The 14,083-nt window shown below is 66.5% G+C and carries 13 protein-coding genes; 8 read left to right on the top strand and 5 right to left on the bottom strand.

Annotated elements, in window-relative coordinates; genetic code table 11:
• The first annotated feature begins 46 nt into the window (after nucleotides 1-46).
• From Q1A36_RS06425 to recR, 3 genes are read left to right on the top strand one after another with little or no spacing between them, the layout of a single operon-like run.
• Nucleotides 47-1,819, top strand: coding sequence for a DNA polymerase III subunit gamma/tau (locus Q1A36_RS06425; protein ID WP_299841181.1), 1,773 nt, complete (start codon nucleotides 47-49; stop codon nucleotides 1,817-1,819).
• Between the two features lie 2 nt (nucleotides 1,820-1,821).
• On the top strand, nucleotides 1,822-2,166 hold the full coding sequence (locus Q1A36_RS06420; RefSeq protein WP_101751406.1) for a YbaB/EbfC family nucleoid-associated protein: 345 nt from the start codon (nucleotides 1,822-1,824) through the stop codon (nucleotides 2,164-2,166).
• A 7-nt stretch (nucleotides 2,167-2,173) separates the two neighbouring features.
• Entirely contained in the window at nucleotides 2,174-2,773 is a 600-nt protein-coding gene (gene recR / locus Q1A36_RS06415; RefSeq protein ID WP_299841178.1) for a recombination mediator RecR, read from the top strand.
• Nucleotides 2,774-2,866: 93 nt separating this feature from the next.
• Here the strand turns inward: recR and Q1A36_RS06410 are convergent, their stop codons facing one another.
• Nucleotides 2,867-3,322: an Hsp20 family protein gene (locus Q1A36_RS06410; protein ID WP_299841176.1), complete on the bottom strand. Its 456-nt coding sequence runs from the start codon at nucleotides 3,320-3,322 to the stop codon at nucleotides 2,867-2,869.
• Nucleotides 3,323-3,602: 280 nt separating this feature from the next.
• Here Q1A36_RS06410 and Q1A36_RS06405 point away from each other — a divergent pair, with 280 nt between their 5' ends.
• Nucleotides 3,603-4,319: a hypothetical protein gene (locus Q1A36_RS06405; RefSeq protein ID WP_299841174.1), complete on the top strand. Its 717-nt coding sequence runs from the start codon at nucleotides 3,603-3,605 to the stop codon at nucleotides 4,317-4,319.
• A gap of 73 nt (nucleotides 4,320-4,392) precedes the next feature.
• Complete coding sequence (locus tag Q1A36_RS06400; protein WP_299841172.1) at nucleotides 4,393-5,154, top strand: DUF599 domain-containing protein; 762 nt, start codon at nucleotides 4,393-4,395, stop codon at nucleotides 5,152-5,154.
• Here the strand turns inward: Q1A36_RS06400 and Q1A36_RS06395 are convergent.
• Entirely contained in the window at nucleotides 5,075-6,262 is a 1,188-nt protein-coding gene (locus Q1A36_RS06395) for an MFS transporter (RefSeq protein WP_299841170.1), read from the bottom strand. The genes Q1A36_RS06400 and Q1A36_RS06395 overlap by 80 nt on opposite strands.
• Nucleotides 6,263-6,556: 294 nt before the next feature.
• On the opposite strand from Q1A36_RS06395, the gene Q1A36_RS06390 reads away from it, so the two are divergent.
• The 3 genes from Q1A36_RS06390 to Q1A36_RS06380 all read left to right on the top strand — a co-directional run bounded on the left by Q1A36_RS06390 (nucleotide 6,557) and on the right by Q1A36_RS06380 (nucleotide 11,478).
• Nucleotides 6,557-9,595 (top strand): Hint domain-containing protein, encoded by a 3,039-nt coding sequence (locus tag Q1A36_RS06390; protein ID WP_299841168.1) that lies wholly within the window; start codon nucleotides 6,557-6,559, stop codon nucleotides 9,593-9,595.
• A 397-nt stretch (nucleotides 9,596-9,992) separates the two neighbouring features.
• Nucleotides 9,993-10,694, top strand: a complete 702-nt coding sequence (locus Q1A36_RS06385; protein WP_299841166.1) for a GntR family transcriptional regulator — start codon at nucleotides 9,993-9,995, stop codon at nucleotides 10,692-10,694.
• A gap of 46 nt (nucleotides 10,695-10,740) precedes the next feature.
• The gene (locus Q1A36_RS06380) at nucleotides 10,741-11,478 is read left to right on the top strand and encodes a cytochrome c biogenesis CcdA family protein (protein WP_299841164.1); all 738 of its coding nucleotides are present in this window, start codon (nucleotides 10,741-10,743) and stop codon (nucleotides 11,476-11,478) included.
• A 23-nt stretch (nucleotides 11,479-11,501) separates the two neighbouring features.
• Here Q1A36_RS06380 and Q1A36_RS06375 read toward each other — a convergent pair whose 3' ends face one another.
• The 3 genes from Q1A36_RS06375 to Q1A36_RS06365 all read right to left on the bottom strand — a co-directional run bounded on the left by Q1A36_RS06375 (nucleotide 11,502) and on the right by Q1A36_RS06365 (nucleotide 13,898).
• Nucleotides 11,502-12,791: a sorbosone dehydrogenase family protein gene (locus Q1A36_RS06375; protein ID WP_299841162.1), complete on the bottom strand. Its 1,290-nt coding sequence runs from the start codon at nucleotides 12,789-12,791 to the stop codon at nucleotides 11,502-11,504.
• A gap of 76 nt (nucleotides 12,792-12,867) precedes the next feature.
• On the bottom strand, nucleotides 12,868-13,224 hold the full coding sequence (locus tag Q1A36_RS06370; protein ID WP_299841610.1) for a YigZ family protein: 357 nt from the start codon (nucleotides 13,222-13,224) through the stop codon (nucleotides 12,868-12,870).
• Nucleotides 13,225-13,247: 23 nt separating this feature from the next.
• On the bottom strand, nucleotides 13,248-13,898 hold the full coding sequence (locus Q1A36_RS06365) for a lytic transglycosylase domain-containing protein (RefSeq protein WP_299841160.1): 651 nt from the start codon (nucleotides 13,896-13,898) through the stop codon (nucleotides 13,248-13,250).
• Between the last annotated feature and the right edge of the window lie 185 nt (nucleotides 13,899-14,083).

Genomic DNA, 14,083 nt, shown 5'->3' with positions numbered 1-14,083 from the left:
CCCCCTCAGCGCCCGGCTAGAGTGGCGCGGCAGAAACGGGGCGGGCATGAGCGAGAGCGAACAGAACTATCAGGTGCTGGCACGGAAATACCGGCCCGAGACCTTTGCCGATCTCGTCGGACAGGACGCGATGGTGCGTACGCTGAAGAACGCCTTTGCCGCCGACCGAATCGCGCAGGCCTTCGTGATGACCGGGATCCGCGGCACCGGCAAGACCACCACCGCCCGGATCATCGCCAAGGGCATGAACTGCATCGGTCCCGACGGCACCGGCGGCCCGACGACCGAGCCTTGCGGCAAGTGCGAGCATTGCGTGGCGATCAGCGAGGGCCGCCATGTCGACGTGCTGGAAATGGACGCCGCCTCGCGCACCGGCGTCGGCGATATCCGCGAGATCATCGAATCGGTGCATTACCGGGCGGCCTCGGCGCGCTACAAGATCTACATCATCGACGAGGTGCACATGCTCTCGACCAGCGCCTTCAACGCGCTGCTCAAGACGCTGGAGGAACCGCCCCCGCATGTGAAGTTCATCTTCGCCACCACCGAGATCCGCAAGGTGCCAGTCACCGTGCTGTCGCGTTGCCAGCGCTTTGACCTGCGCCGGATCGAGCCCGAGGTGATGATCGCGCTGTTGCAGAAGATCGCCGGGACCGAGGGCGCCTCGATCACCGATGACGCGCTGGCCTTGATCACCCGCGCCGCAGAAGGCTCGGCCCGTGACGCGACCAGCCTTCTCGACCAGGCGATCAGCCATGGTGCGGGCGAGACGACGGCGCCACAGGTGCGCGCGATGCTGGGTCTGGCCGATCGCGGGCGGGTGATCGACCTGTTCGAAATGATCCTGCGCGGCGATGCGGCAGCGGCGCTGAACGAGCTGGGCGCGCAATATGCCGATGGCGCCGACCCGGTGGCGGTGCTGCGCGATCTGGCCGAGATCACCCATTGGGTCTCGATCGTGAAGATCACCCCCGAGGCCGCCGAGGACCCGACCGTCGCCCCCGATGAGCGCAGGCGCGGTCAGGCACTGGCGCAAGACCTGCCGATGCGGGTGCTGACGCGGCTCTGGCAGATGCTGTTGAAGGCGCTGGAGGAAGTCTCGGCCGCGCCGAACGCGATGATGGCGGCCGAGATGGCGATCATCCGTCTGACCCATGTGGCCGACCTGCCCGACCCCGAGGCGCTGATCCGCAAGGTCCAGCAAGCGCAGGCGGCGGGCGAGTTCGGACGGACTCAGGGGGCCGGTGCCGGAAACGGTCAGGCCCCGCGCGCCAGCGCACGTCCCGCGCCGGTTGCGATGCAGCCCTCGGGTCAGGCGGTGGCGCTGGCGGTCGCGCCCGAGGCCTTTGCCGCCTATCCCGATTTCGCCTCGGTGATCGAGCTGATCCGGCGGATGCGCGACATGATCCTGTTGACGCAGGTGGAAAACCACGTGGCGCTGGTCCGCTATGGCCCCGGTCGGATCGAGTTCGAGCCGCGCGGCAATGCCCCCCGCGACCTGGCACAGCGTCTGGCCGAGCGGCTGCGCGGCTGGACCGGCGGCCAGCGCTGGGGCGTCAGCGTGGTGAATGACGGCGGCGCGCCGACCATCGCCGAGACCCGCGAGGCCGAGAAGGCCCGCGATCAGGCCGAGGCGATGGAGAACCCGGTGGTGCAGGCGGTCTTCGGCGCCTTCCCCGCCGCCCGGATCACCGCGATCACCCGGATCGTGACCCCGGACCCGGTTGAAACGGCGGAAGCCGGGGCTACATCCCATGAGACGACCGATGGCGTCATCGCCGAGGTCGAGGAATGGGATCCCTTCGAGGACGAGGTATAGAGATGCTGAAAGGTTTGGGCGGTCTGGGCGACATGGCCAAGATGATGCAGGCGGCCAAGGACATGCAGGACAAGGTCCAGCGGCTGCAGGACGATCTGGACAACATCAAGGTCCAGGGCGAATCCGGCGGCGGGCTGGTGCGCGCCACCGCCACGGCCAAGGGCGAGCTGACGGCGCTGGAGATCGATCCCTCGATCTTCGTCGCCTCGGAAAAGGAACTGGTCGAGGACCTGATCCTTGCCGCCATCAAGGACGCGCAGCGCCGGGCGCAGGATCGCAGCCAGCAGGAAATGTCGCGCATCACCCAGGAACTGGGCCTGCCCGCCGACATGAAACTGCCCTTCTAGAACCAGAATGGCCGAGGGCAGCGACGACATCCAGGCGCTGATCGCGCTGATGGGCCGGCTGCCCGGCCTCGGGCCGCGGTCGGCCCGGCGCATCGTCTTGCACCTGATCCGCAAACGGCAGGGCCAGATGGCGCAGCTTTCGGCGCTCTTGGACAGCGTCGCCAGCAACTCGCGCGAATGCCTGACCTGCGGCAATATCACCGACCACGACGAGTGCGCGATCTGCACCGACCCGGCCCGCGCCACCGGCGAGATCTGCGTGGTGCAGGACGTGGCCGATCTCTGGGCGCTGGAGCGCGGCCATGCCTTCAAGGGCCGCTACCACGTGTTGGGCGGCACACTGTCGGCGCTGGACGAGATCGGGCCCGAAGACCTGGGCATCCCCGCCCTCATCGACCGCATCGCACGTGACCGAGTCTCCGAAGTCATTCTGGCGCTGAACGCCACGGTCGATGGCCAGACCACCGCCCATTACATCGCCGACGCGCTGGAAGGCACCGGCGTCACCGTCACCGGGCTGGCGCAGGGCGTGCCGATCGGGGGCGAGCTCGACTATCTCGACGACGGCACGATCACCGCCGCGCTGCGCGCCCGCCGCAGGCTCTGACAAAAAAAGGCGACCCGAAGGCCGCCCTTTCATCTTGGCTGAAATATCCTCGGGGGTCTGGGGGCGGACAGCCCCCAGCCTCTTCAACAGCGCTTACGCGTCGAGCTTCTGCACCTTGCGGCTGTCCAGCTTCTCGATGGCGATCTGGCGGGGCTTCAGCGCCTCGGGGATCTCGCGGACCAGGTCGATATGCAGCATCCCGTCGACATGGCTGGCGCCCTCGACGCGAACATGGTCGGCCAGGGTGAACTTGCGCTCGAAGGCGCGGGTGGCGATGCCGCGATGCAGGTAGGTGCGGCTGCTGTCTTCCTCGGCCTTGCGGGCGGCGACGATCACCGCGGCGTCGCGCACCTCGACCGACAGGTCGTCAGCGGCGAAACCGGCCACGGCGATGGAGATGCGGTAGGTATTCTCGCCGGTCTTCTCGATATTGTAGGGGGGATAGCTGGTCTGGGCCAGGTCGGCCGACAGCGTGCGGTCCATGACATCGGCCAGGCGGTCGAAACCGACCGAGGCGCGGTAGAGCGGCGTCAGATCGAAGTTACGCATAGGGAACATCCTTTCAAAGCGATGCAAGTTTTAACCCCCCGTTTCCGGGCGGGCATGGTGCCGGCGCAGATCCTGCCATCCGACAGCACAGAGGTAGGCAGTCATCGGTGATATTCAAGCACCGGCCCGGCAGCGCCGGGTTTATCTGATCGCATTTAAATGCAATCTCGAATTGTAAAAGAAATATTGAATTAAAATATAATCGGAATTAATATAATAATGTCATTCCAGCGCCCCGATCCAACTGAAGCTTCTGCTTTCACATCCGATAGGTGCTGCCATGTCTCAAGACCCCGCCCCTGCTGTCGGCCCTGCCCCGGTCGCGCCGCCAGCCAAGCCCGCTGACCCGCCCCCCGATCGCGAACCGCGCCGCTGGTGGCAGTGGATGTTCCTCTATCCCACCGCCGCCGCCCTGCTGCTGACCGCCGTGCCGGACTGGGTCGACAGTCTTCGCGCGTTCTATAACGACCTCGACCGGTCCAAGATCACCATGGCCGAGGCGCTGGCGCGGACCAGCCGGATCAACCGCAACCTCGGCTGCCTCGCCACGCCCGCCCCCTTGGTGCCGGCCGGAACCTCCAGCGTCGAAAGCTTGATCTGCGACAGCGGCGACATCCTGATCAGGCTGGTCACGCAAGACGGCAAGAGAGCCTATGAGATCATCGAGACCGCACGCCTGTTGGCCCAGAACGAGCCGCCGGCCACAGCCTCGGCAGCGCCGCTGCTGGGGCGGCTCGTCTCGATGACGGCAGAAGCCCGGCAGACCGAAGCGCGCATGACCCTTGGCCCCATCGCCGAACAGGTGCCGGACGATCAGCCCGCGATCACCCTTGCGCAGCAGTACCAGATCATCACCCAGTGCCAGCGCTTTCTGGACGAGCGGATGCTGCTGCGAAACGTGCAGATCGGCGGGTCCTGTTTCAATGAAATAGTGGACACCTATACCGGCATCGTCGTTTCGCGCGAACAGGTGCCCTGCAGCAATACCTGCGGCTGACGCATCCGGGCCTGCTGCAGGCGATCGGACGCAGGGGCTTTCAAACCCCTGCGACCCTGCCTAGAACGAAGGCATGGGACTGGAATTCATTCTGACGCAGGCGATGAGCCGCACCGACCTGATCGCGCTGATCCTGCTGTTCGCCGGCTGGCTCGGCATCGGCTGGTTCACCGAGCATCCGCCGCAGGGCAAGCCCTCGGTCTCGGTGCTGATGAAGCGCTATCGCCGCGAATGGATGCGCCATTTCGTCAGCCGCGATCCGCGCATCTTCGATGGCAACGTGCTGACCAGCCTGCGCGAGGGCACCGCCTTCTTCGCCTCGGCCTGCATGATCGGCATCGGCGGGGCGCTGGCGCTGATCGGCAATACCGACCAGCTGCGCGGTCTGGCGCAGGATCTGGAACTGGGCCAGGGCACCTCGATCCTGTGGGAGATCAAGCTGCTCTTGCCGATGGCCTTCGTGGTCAACGCCTTCCTGAAATTTGTCTGGGCGCATCGGCTGTTCGGCTATTGCGCCATCCTGATGGCCTCGGTGCCCGATGATCCAAGCGATCCTGCCGCCCTGCCCCGTGCCGATCAGGCGGCCGATCTGAACATCACCGCCGCGCGCAGCTTCAATGCCGGGCTGCGCAGCGTCTATTACGCCATCGGTGCGCTGACCTGGCTGGCCGGGCCCTGGGCGCTGATGGCGGCGGCGGCTTTCGTCACCTTCATCACCTGGCGGCGCGAGTTTGCCAGTCGCTCGCGCCGGGTCATCATGCAGTCCTTGCCCGAGCCGCGCCTGCCCGCTCTTGCCAAAGTGCAAGCGTCAGGATCACCGCCCCCAGCGCCGTAAGCGCCATGCCGACATAGCCCGAGGATTGCCAGCCCCAGCCGGCGGCAAGCGCCATCCCCGCCAGCAGCGGCCCCAGCGCATTGGCGGCATTGAAGGCGGCGTGGTTCATCGCCGAGGCCATGTTCTGCGCGCGCCCGGCCACATCCATCAGCCGCGTCTGCAGCGGGATGAAGAGACAGGCGGCCAGCGCCAGAAGGAACGACGACAAGACCATCAGCGGCCAGCTGCCCACCGCCTGCGCGGCAAAGAACTGCGTCAGCGCCATGGCGGCAAGGCTGGCATAGGCGGTCCGCGCCGTGCCCCAGATCTCGGTCAGCCGGCCGGCGCCCCAGGTGCCGATGGTGCCGCCGATGCCGAACATGGTCAGCGCCGCCGGGATCGCCCAGGCCGGGGCATCGGTCGTGGCCATGATGGCGGCGGTCAGGAAGGAATAGACGGCGAACATGCCGCCCGAACCGATCGAGCCGACGGCCAGCAGCCACAGCACGCGCGGGTTGCGCAGCGCCGCAAGCTCGTCCAGCGGTCGGGCATTCGGGTTGCCACCGACGCGCGGCGCCAGCTTCAGGATTGCCCAGGCCGAGATCAGCCCCAGCAGGCCCGGCAGCGCAAAGCCCCAGCGCCAGCCGATCTCCTGCCCCAGCACCCCGGCCAGCGGCACGCCGACGATATTGGCGACGGTCAGACCCAGCAGCACCTGCGCCGCCCCCCGTGCCCGCTGTTCGCGCGGCAGGGCATCGGCGGCGTAGAGCATCGCCACGCCGAGGAAACCGCCATGCGGCACCCCGGCCAGAAAGCGGGTGATCGCCAGCGCCGAGAAGCCCGGCAGCACGGCGGCCAGCAGGTTCATCACCGCATAGAAGCCGATCAGCGCCGCCAGATAGCGCCGGCGGGGCAGCCTTGCCCCGGCAATCGCCGTCAGCGGCGCACCGATGACCACGCCAAGCGCATAGGCGCTGATGATATGTCCGGCCTCGGGCTCGGTCAGGCCGAGATCGGCGGCGAAATAGGGCAGAAGCCCCATGGCGGCGAATTCCGAGGTGCCGATGGCAAAGGCGCCAAGGGCAAGCGCAAGGATCGCGGGACGCAGGCTGCGGGTCTCGGTGGTCATCGGGGGGAATCTCTGGCTGGTATACCGAAGAAAAATATGCCGCAGCGCAGCAATGTCGAGCGCTATCGGGGAAAAGCAGCGTTGCAGATTCTGCATGGCGTGCGCATCTGCAACAGGCGCGATGCGCGCCGGCACCCGATCTGCGATGCGCACCTGTCCAAAAGGACAGAAGCTGAACGAAAACACCACTCTACGACCTACCCATTTGGCTATACTTCGACGGAAATCATTGGCCTGACATGGGCGATACGATATGGTCCGGCGCAAGAGCCAGCGGTCAAGGACAGAAGCGCTATGCCAGTTATTAATGGAACCGACGGTGCCGATAGCCTTAGCCCCGCGGCTAACAGCAATTCCAGTGACACGATCTTCGGTTTTGGCGGCAATGACACCCTCGACGGGCGTGCTAATGACGATCAGCTCTGGGGCGGTACGGGTGACGACAGCCTCTATGGCAGCGCTGGCAACGACACCCTGTCGGGTGAGGCCGGCAACGACCAGATCTTTGGCGGCGATGGCAACGATGTCACCTTTGTCGGCGCCGACAACGAGGCCGGTGACGACACCGTCTATGGCGGCCTTGGCGATGATACCCTGGGCGGAGGTCTCGGCAATGACTTCCTGTCCGGAGACGAGGGCAACGACGCAATCGAAGGCGCTGATGGGGCCGACACGATCTACGGCGGCAGCGGGGACGATTACATCGCGGGCTTCGATGTCTCTGGCCTCACGGGGAGCGCGTCAAACAGATCCTTAACGCCGACGGTCGCCTCGGATGACAATGCCAATGACCAGCTGTTTGGCGGCGACGGCAGCGACATCGTCTTCGGGGGTGGCGGCAACGACCGTGTATCCGGCGGCGGCGGCGCCGACACGGTTCTCGGTGGCACTGGCGACGACACGCTGTCGGGCGAACTCGGCGACGACCTGATCGTTGGTGGTGATGGCAACGACGTCTCCAGTTTCGGCCCCGACAACGAGGCAGGCAACGACACCATCAATGGCGGCCTTGGCAATGATACCCTGGGCGGAGGACTCGGCGCAGATCTGCTGACCGGAGACGAGGGCAACGACGCGCTGGAAGGCGGCGATGGGGCCGACACGATCTACGGAGGAACCGGGAACGACTACATTGCGGGCTTCGATGTCTCGGGCCTCGCGGGGAATGCGACAAGCGGAACCGTAACGCCGACGGTCGCCTCGGACGACAATGCCAATGACCAGCTTTATGGCGGCGAGGGCAACGACACCGTGCTCGGCGGTGGCGGCAACGACACGATTGACGGCGGCGCCGGGGCTGACCGGCTGGACGGCGGTATCGGCAATGATTCCATTGCCGGCGGCGCGGACGATGACTCGATCACCGGGGGTGCCGGCAACGACACCATTACCGGCGACGGGGGAAATGACACCATCGACGGCGGCCTCGACAATGACACGCTCTGGGGCGATGAAGGCAACGACTCGCTTCTGGGCAATGACGGCAACGACCGTCTCGGCGGCGGTGCCGACGCCGACACGCTTTACGGTGGCGCTGGCGACGACACGCTGCAGGGCGAGACCGGCGATGACCTGATCTATGGCGGCGATGGCAACGACCTCACCTATGTCGACGTCGACAACGAGGCCGGCAACGACACCGTCTACGGCGGCCTTGGCAATGATACCCTTGCCGGAGGTATCGGCACCGACTCGCTGCACGGAGACGAGGGCGACGACGCGATCGAAGGCGGCGATGGGGCCGACACGATCCGCGGCGGCAGCGGGAACGACTACATCGCGGGCTTCGATGTCGCGGGCCTCGCGACGAACGCGACAAGCGGAACCGTAACGCCGACGGTCACCTCGGATGACAATGCCAATGACCAGCTGTTTGGCGACGCGGGCAACGACACAGTGCTCGGCGGTGGTGGCAACGACACGCTTGACGGCGGCGCCGGGGCTGACCGACTGGACGGCGGTATCGGCAACGACTCGATCGCCGGCGGCGGCGAGAACGACTCGATCACCGGCGGGGCCGGGACTGACAATATCGACGGCGGCACCGGCAACGATACAATCGATGGCGGCGCCGATAACGACACGCTCGCGGGCGGGGCCGGTGACGACCAGCTGGATGGCGGCACCGGCGATGACACGCTTCAGGGCGACGCGGGCGGCGATGTCCTGACCGGCGGCGCGGGCGCTGACCGCCTTGATGGCGGCATCGGCGGCGACATTCTGAACGGCGGCACCGGCAATGACACACTTCTGGGCGGGGCCGATAACGACATCCTGAACGGCGGCGAGGATAATGACCAGCTGGATGGCGGGGCCGGCAGCGACCAGCTGAATGGCGGCGCGGGTAATGACATCCTCGACGGCGGGACCGGCAGCGACCAGCTGGACGGCGGCATCGGCAATGACCAGATCACCGTAGGGGCAAGCGATCAGGCCCAGGGCGGTGACGATCGCGACACCTTCACCCTGACCACCGCCGATGGCACCGCCGGGCCCTTCACCATCAATGGTGGCACCGGCTCGACCGCGTCCGGCGATGTCGACGATTACGATTCCATCGTGCTTGGGGACGGGCTCAGGTTTGTCCTCGGCACGATGAGGAAGACCCTGGATGAGGCTAGTGGCCCGGGCATGTCCTGGCGGGGCAGCTTCCAGGTCATCGACGACGAAGATAATATCTACACGGTCAATTTCCAGGAAATCGAGAACCTGCCGATCTGCTTCGCCCGCGGCAGCCTGATCGAGACCCTGACCGGCCCGCAGCCGGTCGAGGCACTGAAGGCCGGCGACATGATCCGCACCCGCGACAACGGGTTCAAGCCGATCCGCTGGATCGGCTCGCGGGCCTTCGCCAATGACCGCGGCGAGGATACGTTGGCGATCAGCCCGATCCGCATCCGCGCCGGCGCGCTTGGCGAGGGCCTGCCCTCGCGCGACCTCTCGCTCTCGCCGCAGCATCGGGTTCTGGTGCGCTCGCGCATCGCCCAACGGATGTTCGGCGAGGACGAGGTTCTGGTCGCGGTCAAGCACCTTCTGGAACTGCCGGGGGTCGAGGCGCTGGCTGACTTCGACGAGGTGGAATATTTCCACATCCTCTTCGACCAGCACGAGATCGTCTATGCCAACGGGCTCGAGGCGGAATCGCTGCATACCGGGCCGCAGGCGTTGAAATCGCTGGACCGCGCGGCGCTGGACGAGGTGCTTGCCATCTTCCCGGAACTGGCCGACCCGACGCCCGATGCCATCCGGCAGATGGCGCGTCCGGTGCCCAAGGGCCGGCTGGCCCGGCAGTTGGCGCATCGGCATGTGAAAAACCGCCTGCCGCTGCAATAGCGGCAGGAGGGGATCAGCCCGCCAGCAATTCCGAGAAGAAGTTCAGGCAGACGAAGAAGAGGCCGAAGCCGGTCGCGAGCTTGCGCCGCGACAGCGGCAGCTTTGTCGTGGATGGTCGAGAGACGGACCGAATCCCCCCACTGGTCCGTCTCTCCTCCCGATCATGCACCAAGTTCCAGATATTCCCATTCACTAATTGATCGAACGTATATTTTTTTGCCGTTCCGAAATAACCGGTTAGCCTGGCGCGATCCTGCGCCCGCGGCGCGCATCCGCAGCCTCCCCGGTTGCAACATGGCGCGTCGGAATTGCGACCGATCCCGAGCTGTGCCAGAACGGCGCGACCAACACGCGGGCGTATCCCTGCCCGGGCAGGAGAACGGATCGGAGCATCGCCATGAACGAAGCCCAGGAAAGCCTTGCCGAGGATTCGCGCAGCCTGTCCGAACAGGCCTATGATCGCATTCGCCGCGACATCCTGCTGGGCAACCTGATGCCTGATGCCAAGCTGCAGATCGAAACCGTCTCGGACCGCTATGGCATCGGCGCGGTTCCGGTGCGCGAGGCGCTGAACCGGCTTTCGGCCGAGGGGCTGGTCCAGCGCCGCAGCCAGCGGGGCTTCTTCGTCTCGCCGCTGGTGATCGAGGACCTGGCCGAGCTGGTGCGCACCCGCATCCTGCTGGAAACGCTGGCGCTGCGAGAATCCATAGCCCTTGGCGACGAGCAATGGGAAGAGGATCTGGTGCTGGCCTGCCACCGCCTCGCCCGCAGTTCGCGCCGCCTTGGACCCGAGGTTGCCACCCGCATTTCCGAGGAATGGGACATCCGCCACAACGAGTTTCACCGGGTGCTGATCAGCCGCTGCGCCTCGGCCTGGCTCAAGGGCTTCTGCGCCACGATGATGGTTCAGGCGGTGCGCTATCGGAACATCTCGCTGAACATCAACTCCAATCCGGCACGGCGCGACGGCGCGGTGGCCGAGCATCAGGCACTGCTCGACGCGGCACTGGCGCGCGATGCCGATCTGGCCTGCCGGCTGCTTGGCGAGCATTACAGCGCCACCCTGGCCACGCTGCGACCGGCCGGAATGCAAGCTTGACCATCCGCCACCCCTCACCCGCCGTTCCGGCCTGAAGGGGGACGCCATGCCGGATATCGGATTTCTGGGCGCCGCGCTGGCCGGGCTTCTGGCCTTTGCCTCGCCCTGCATCCTGCCGATGCTGCCGTTTTATCTCGGCTACCTCGGCGGGGTTTCAGTTGGGGAATTGCGGAACGGCGAGGCGATCGAACCGCGCGCGCATCGCCGCCTGATCGGTGGCGCGATTGCCTTCGCCCTTGGTGTGACCAGCATCTTCCTGCTGTTCGGTCTCGGCGCAACCACGCTTGGCCGCGCCTTTGCCGATTACCGCCAGCCGCTCTCCTATGTCGCGGCGGCGGTTCTGGCCGTCCTTGGGTTGCATCTCTTGGGCACCCTGCGGCTCGCGCCCCTCGACCGGCAGGCGCGGATCGGGGCCGAACCCCGGCAGCGCGGTGTCTTGGGCGGCTATCTCGTCGGGCTGGCCTTCGGCTTTGGCTGGTCGCCCTGCGTCGGCCCCTCGCTGGCCGCGATCCTGTTGATCGCCTCGGGCAGCGACAGCCTGATGCGCGGGGTCGGCCTTCTGGCAACCTTCGGGCTCAGCATGACCCTGCCCTTCGTGCTGGCAGCAGCTTTCGCCGCGCCGGTGCTGGGCTGGATCGCCCGGCACCGCACCCTTCTGCGCCACACCGAACGCGCCTCGGGCCTGCTGCTTCTGCTCTTCGCGGCCCTCATCGCCACAGGCAGCGTCAACCGCATCGCCGACTGGATGATCCGGACCTTCGACTGGTCGGCCGTTCTGGTCTGAGGAGGGCTGGTCTGAGGGGCGACTTACGCCCCCGTCACCCGCCAGATTACATTGCCGACGTCATCGGCCATCAACAGCGACTTGCCATCCGGCCCCACCACCACGCCGACCGGCCGGCCATAGGACCATTTCTCGTCCGGCGACAGGAAGCCCGACAGGATGTCGCGCGGCGGACCCGAGGGCCGGCCACCCGCAAAGGGCACGAAGATCAGCTTGTAACCGCTGAGCGTCGAGCGGTTCCACGACCCATGCTGGCCGATGACCATGCCGGCGCCAAAGCCCGGCAAGGTGCCCTCGGGCATCCAGCAGAGGCCAAGCGAGGCCGTATGCCCGCCAAGCGCGTAATCCGGGGTGATGGCGCGGGCGACCAGCGCGGCATCCTGCGCCACCCGGTCATCGACGGTCTGACCCCAATAGCTATAGGGCCAGCCATAGAAGCCGCCATCCGTCACCGAGGTCAGGTAATCCGGCGGCGTCTCGTCGCCCAGCCCGTCGCGCTCGTTCACCACGGTCCAGAGCGCACCCGTCTGCGGCTCCCATGCAAGGCCAACCGGATTGCGCAGTCCGGTGGCAAATTCGCGCGCCTGCCCGCTGGCCAGATCCAGTTCCCAGATCGAGGCGCGGCCTTCCTCCTCGGCCATGCCCTGATCGCCGATATTGCTCAGCGAACCGACGCCCGCATAGATCCGCTGCCGGTCGGGTGAGACGATCAGACTGCGGGTCCAGTGACCGCCGGGCTTGAAATCGACCAGCTTGCGGCCTTTCCCCTCGATCCGATCCGCGCCCTCGGCATAGGGGAACGCGACGATCCCGTCGGTATTGCCGACATAGAAGGTGCCATCGACCAGCGCCATGCCGAAGGGCTGGCGCTGCCCGGTCAGGAAATCATGGCGAATCTCGGCCACGCCATCGCCGTCGCGGTCGCGCCACAGCGAGATGCGGTTCGCGCTCTTGCCGACCGCCGCCGCGCGCTTCATCGTGCCGACCATCGCCCGGTCCATCAGGTCGCGCGGCGGGCGCTCTTCCTGCAGCGCCTCGGCCACCAGCACGTCGCCATTGGGCAAGACCTCGATCCAGCGCGGATGGGCCAGCCCTTCGGCAAAGGCATTCACCTTGAGCCCCGGTGCCGTCTGCGGCTTATGCCCCTTGTCCCAGCCCCGCGCCGTCGGCATCTTCAGCGTCATGATGCCCTGCTTCTTCGCATCCGGGATCTCGGGCGTGGCCCCCACTGCCGCGATCTTCGGCGCCGAGGATTTGCGCAGCTGCACCATCACCCCGCCGACGACCTCGGCGACCTTCGTCATGAAATCCATGAAATCCCCCGTCTGGTATTCCAGACCATTCTAGCGCGCGGCCCGGCCAAGGCCAGACGCATTCGGGCAATCCGGTCTAACCCAGCCCGGTCTGCGAGAAATAATGCCGCACCGCATCGGCGACATGGCGAAAGCGGTCGCCGCCCAGATGCTTGCCGCCATACCAGCGGGTGACGATCACGACGTGATCGGTCAGCCCGGCGCGCTCCAGCATCTGCAGAATCAACGCGCCGGCACCGGATTCGCCGTCATCATCCTTCACCGGCTCGCCCGCCAGGATCGCGGCCCAGGTGTTATGGGTGGCCTTGGCGAATCGCTTCTGCCGCTTCAGCGCGGTGATCAGCGCCAGGGCCTCGTCACGGTCGCGCGCCACACCGCCGCTGACGGCATAGCGCGACCCGCGATCGCTGATGATCTTATCGAAAACGCGCAGGCCCTCGGCCTGCCCTTCGGCGGTCAAACCGGCGACTGGCAGTAATTCTGCTTGCTGGTCCAGGCGGCGATATCGGCGCGCTTGCTGGCATTGCGCATCGGTGCCCAGTCCCGCGCCACACCGCGCCAGCCGTCGCCACCGCGCGCCACCGCATTGTCGCGGCCGACCTGACGGCTCATGATCTTGACGGCGCAGGCCATGTTGTCGGCCCCGTCCATCATCTTGCCGGTGCAGCCGTAATGGTTCCAGGTCGCCGGCGAGATCTGCATCAGCCCCAGCCATTTGCCGCCGCCACCGCTGGCCTGCGGATTATAGGTGCTTTCGTGCTTGGCCACCGCCGACAACAGGCCGGCCCAGAAGGCGCGACGCCCCTCGGGCCCGCGCTCGGCATAGGCCGGGCAATAGGTCGCAATATCGCCGGGCACCTGCGAGACCATCTGCACGCCCTCACGCTCCAGCGCCGCCAGCGTGGCCTTGGTCCAGGCCTCCGACCCCTTGCGATCGCCCCAGCGCATCGACACCTGCGCCGCAGCCGGGGCCGCAATCGCCCCCTTCGGCGCCGTCACCGGCAGCAGCATGTTCGCCCCCGCATCGGTTCCGGTAGTTGCGCTGTTGCATCCGGCAACGGCAAGGCAAAGGGCAAGCGGGGCGAAAAGCTTGGTCAGGGACGGCATGAGGCTCGACAGGGTTGTTGCTGTTATCCTGTCGCTAGCCGATCCGGTCCCAACCGCAAACGCCGGAATCGCTCGAGTTTTCGTGACTTATCAAAACTGGGCGAGAACTTGCCGATCCAACGGCCCGACCGGCAAGGCTGCGCGCAAACCGGCCCGAACCACCCCCGCGACAGCCGCCCTTGCCG

The sequence above is a fragment of the uncultured Paracoccus sp. genome, assembly GCF_947487305.1.
In the GTDB taxonomy this organism is placed as follows: Bacteria; Pseudomonadota; Alphaproteobacteria; order Rhodobacterales; family Rhodobacteraceae; genus Paracoccus.
The sequence above is the reverse complement of the archived record's forward strand: the minus strand, read 5'-3'. Positions and strand labels throughout refer to the sequence as shown.

What these genes read in the sequence shown, in the direction of transcription:
- Q1A36_RS06425 (WP_299841181.1), top strand. Translation starts at nt 47, where the DNA reads ATGAGCGAGAGCGAACAGAACTATCAGGTGCTGGCACGGAAATACCGG.
- Q1A36_RS06420 (WP_101751406.1), top strand. Translation starts at nt 1,822, where the DNA reads ATGCTGAAAGGTTTGGGCGGTCTGGGCGACATGGCCAAGATGATGCAG.
- recR (WP_299841178.1), top strand. Translation starts at nt 2,174, where the DNA reads ATGGCCGAGGGCAGCGACGACATCCAGGCGCTGATCGCGCTGATGGGC.
- Q1A36_RS06410 (WP_299841176.1), bottom strand. Translation starts at nt 3,322, where the DNA reads ATGCGTAACTTCGATCTGACGCCGCTCTACCGCGCCTCGGTCGGTTTC.
- Q1A36_RS06405 (WP_299841174.1), top strand. Translation starts at nt 3,603, where the DNA reads ATGTCTCAAGACCCCGCCCCTGCTGTCGGCCCTGCCCCGGTCGCGCCG.
- Q1A36_RS06400 (WP_299841172.1), top strand. Translation starts at nt 4,393, where the DNA reads ATGGGACTGGAATTCATTCTGACGCAGGCGATGAGCCGCACCGACCTG.
- Q1A36_RS06395 (WP_299841170.1), bottom strand. Translation starts at nt 6,262, where the DNA reads ATGACCACCGAGACCCGCAGCCTGCGTCCCGCGATCCTTGCGCTTGCC.
- Q1A36_RS06390 (WP_299841168.1), top strand. Translation starts at nt 6,557, where the DNA reads ATGCCAGTTATTAATGGAACCGACGGTGCCGATAGCCTTAGCCCCGCG.
- Q1A36_RS06385 (WP_299841166.1), top strand. Translation starts at nt 9,993, where the DNA reads ATGAACGAAGCCCAGGAAAGCCTTGCCGAGGATTCGCGCAGCCTGTCC.
- Q1A36_RS06380 (WP_299841164.1), top strand. Translation starts at nt 10,741, where the DNA reads ATGCCGGATATCGGATTTCTGGGCGCCGCGCTGGCCGGGCTTCTGGCC.
- Q1A36_RS06375 (WP_299841162.1), bottom strand. Translation starts at nt 12,791, where the DNA reads ATGGATTTCATGACGAAGGTCGCCGAGGTCGTCGGCGGGGTGATGGTG.
- Q1A36_RS06365 (WP_299841160.1), bottom strand. Translation starts at nt 13,898, where the DNA reads ATGCCGTCCCTGACCAAGCTTTTCGCCCCGCTTGCCCTTTGCCTTGCC.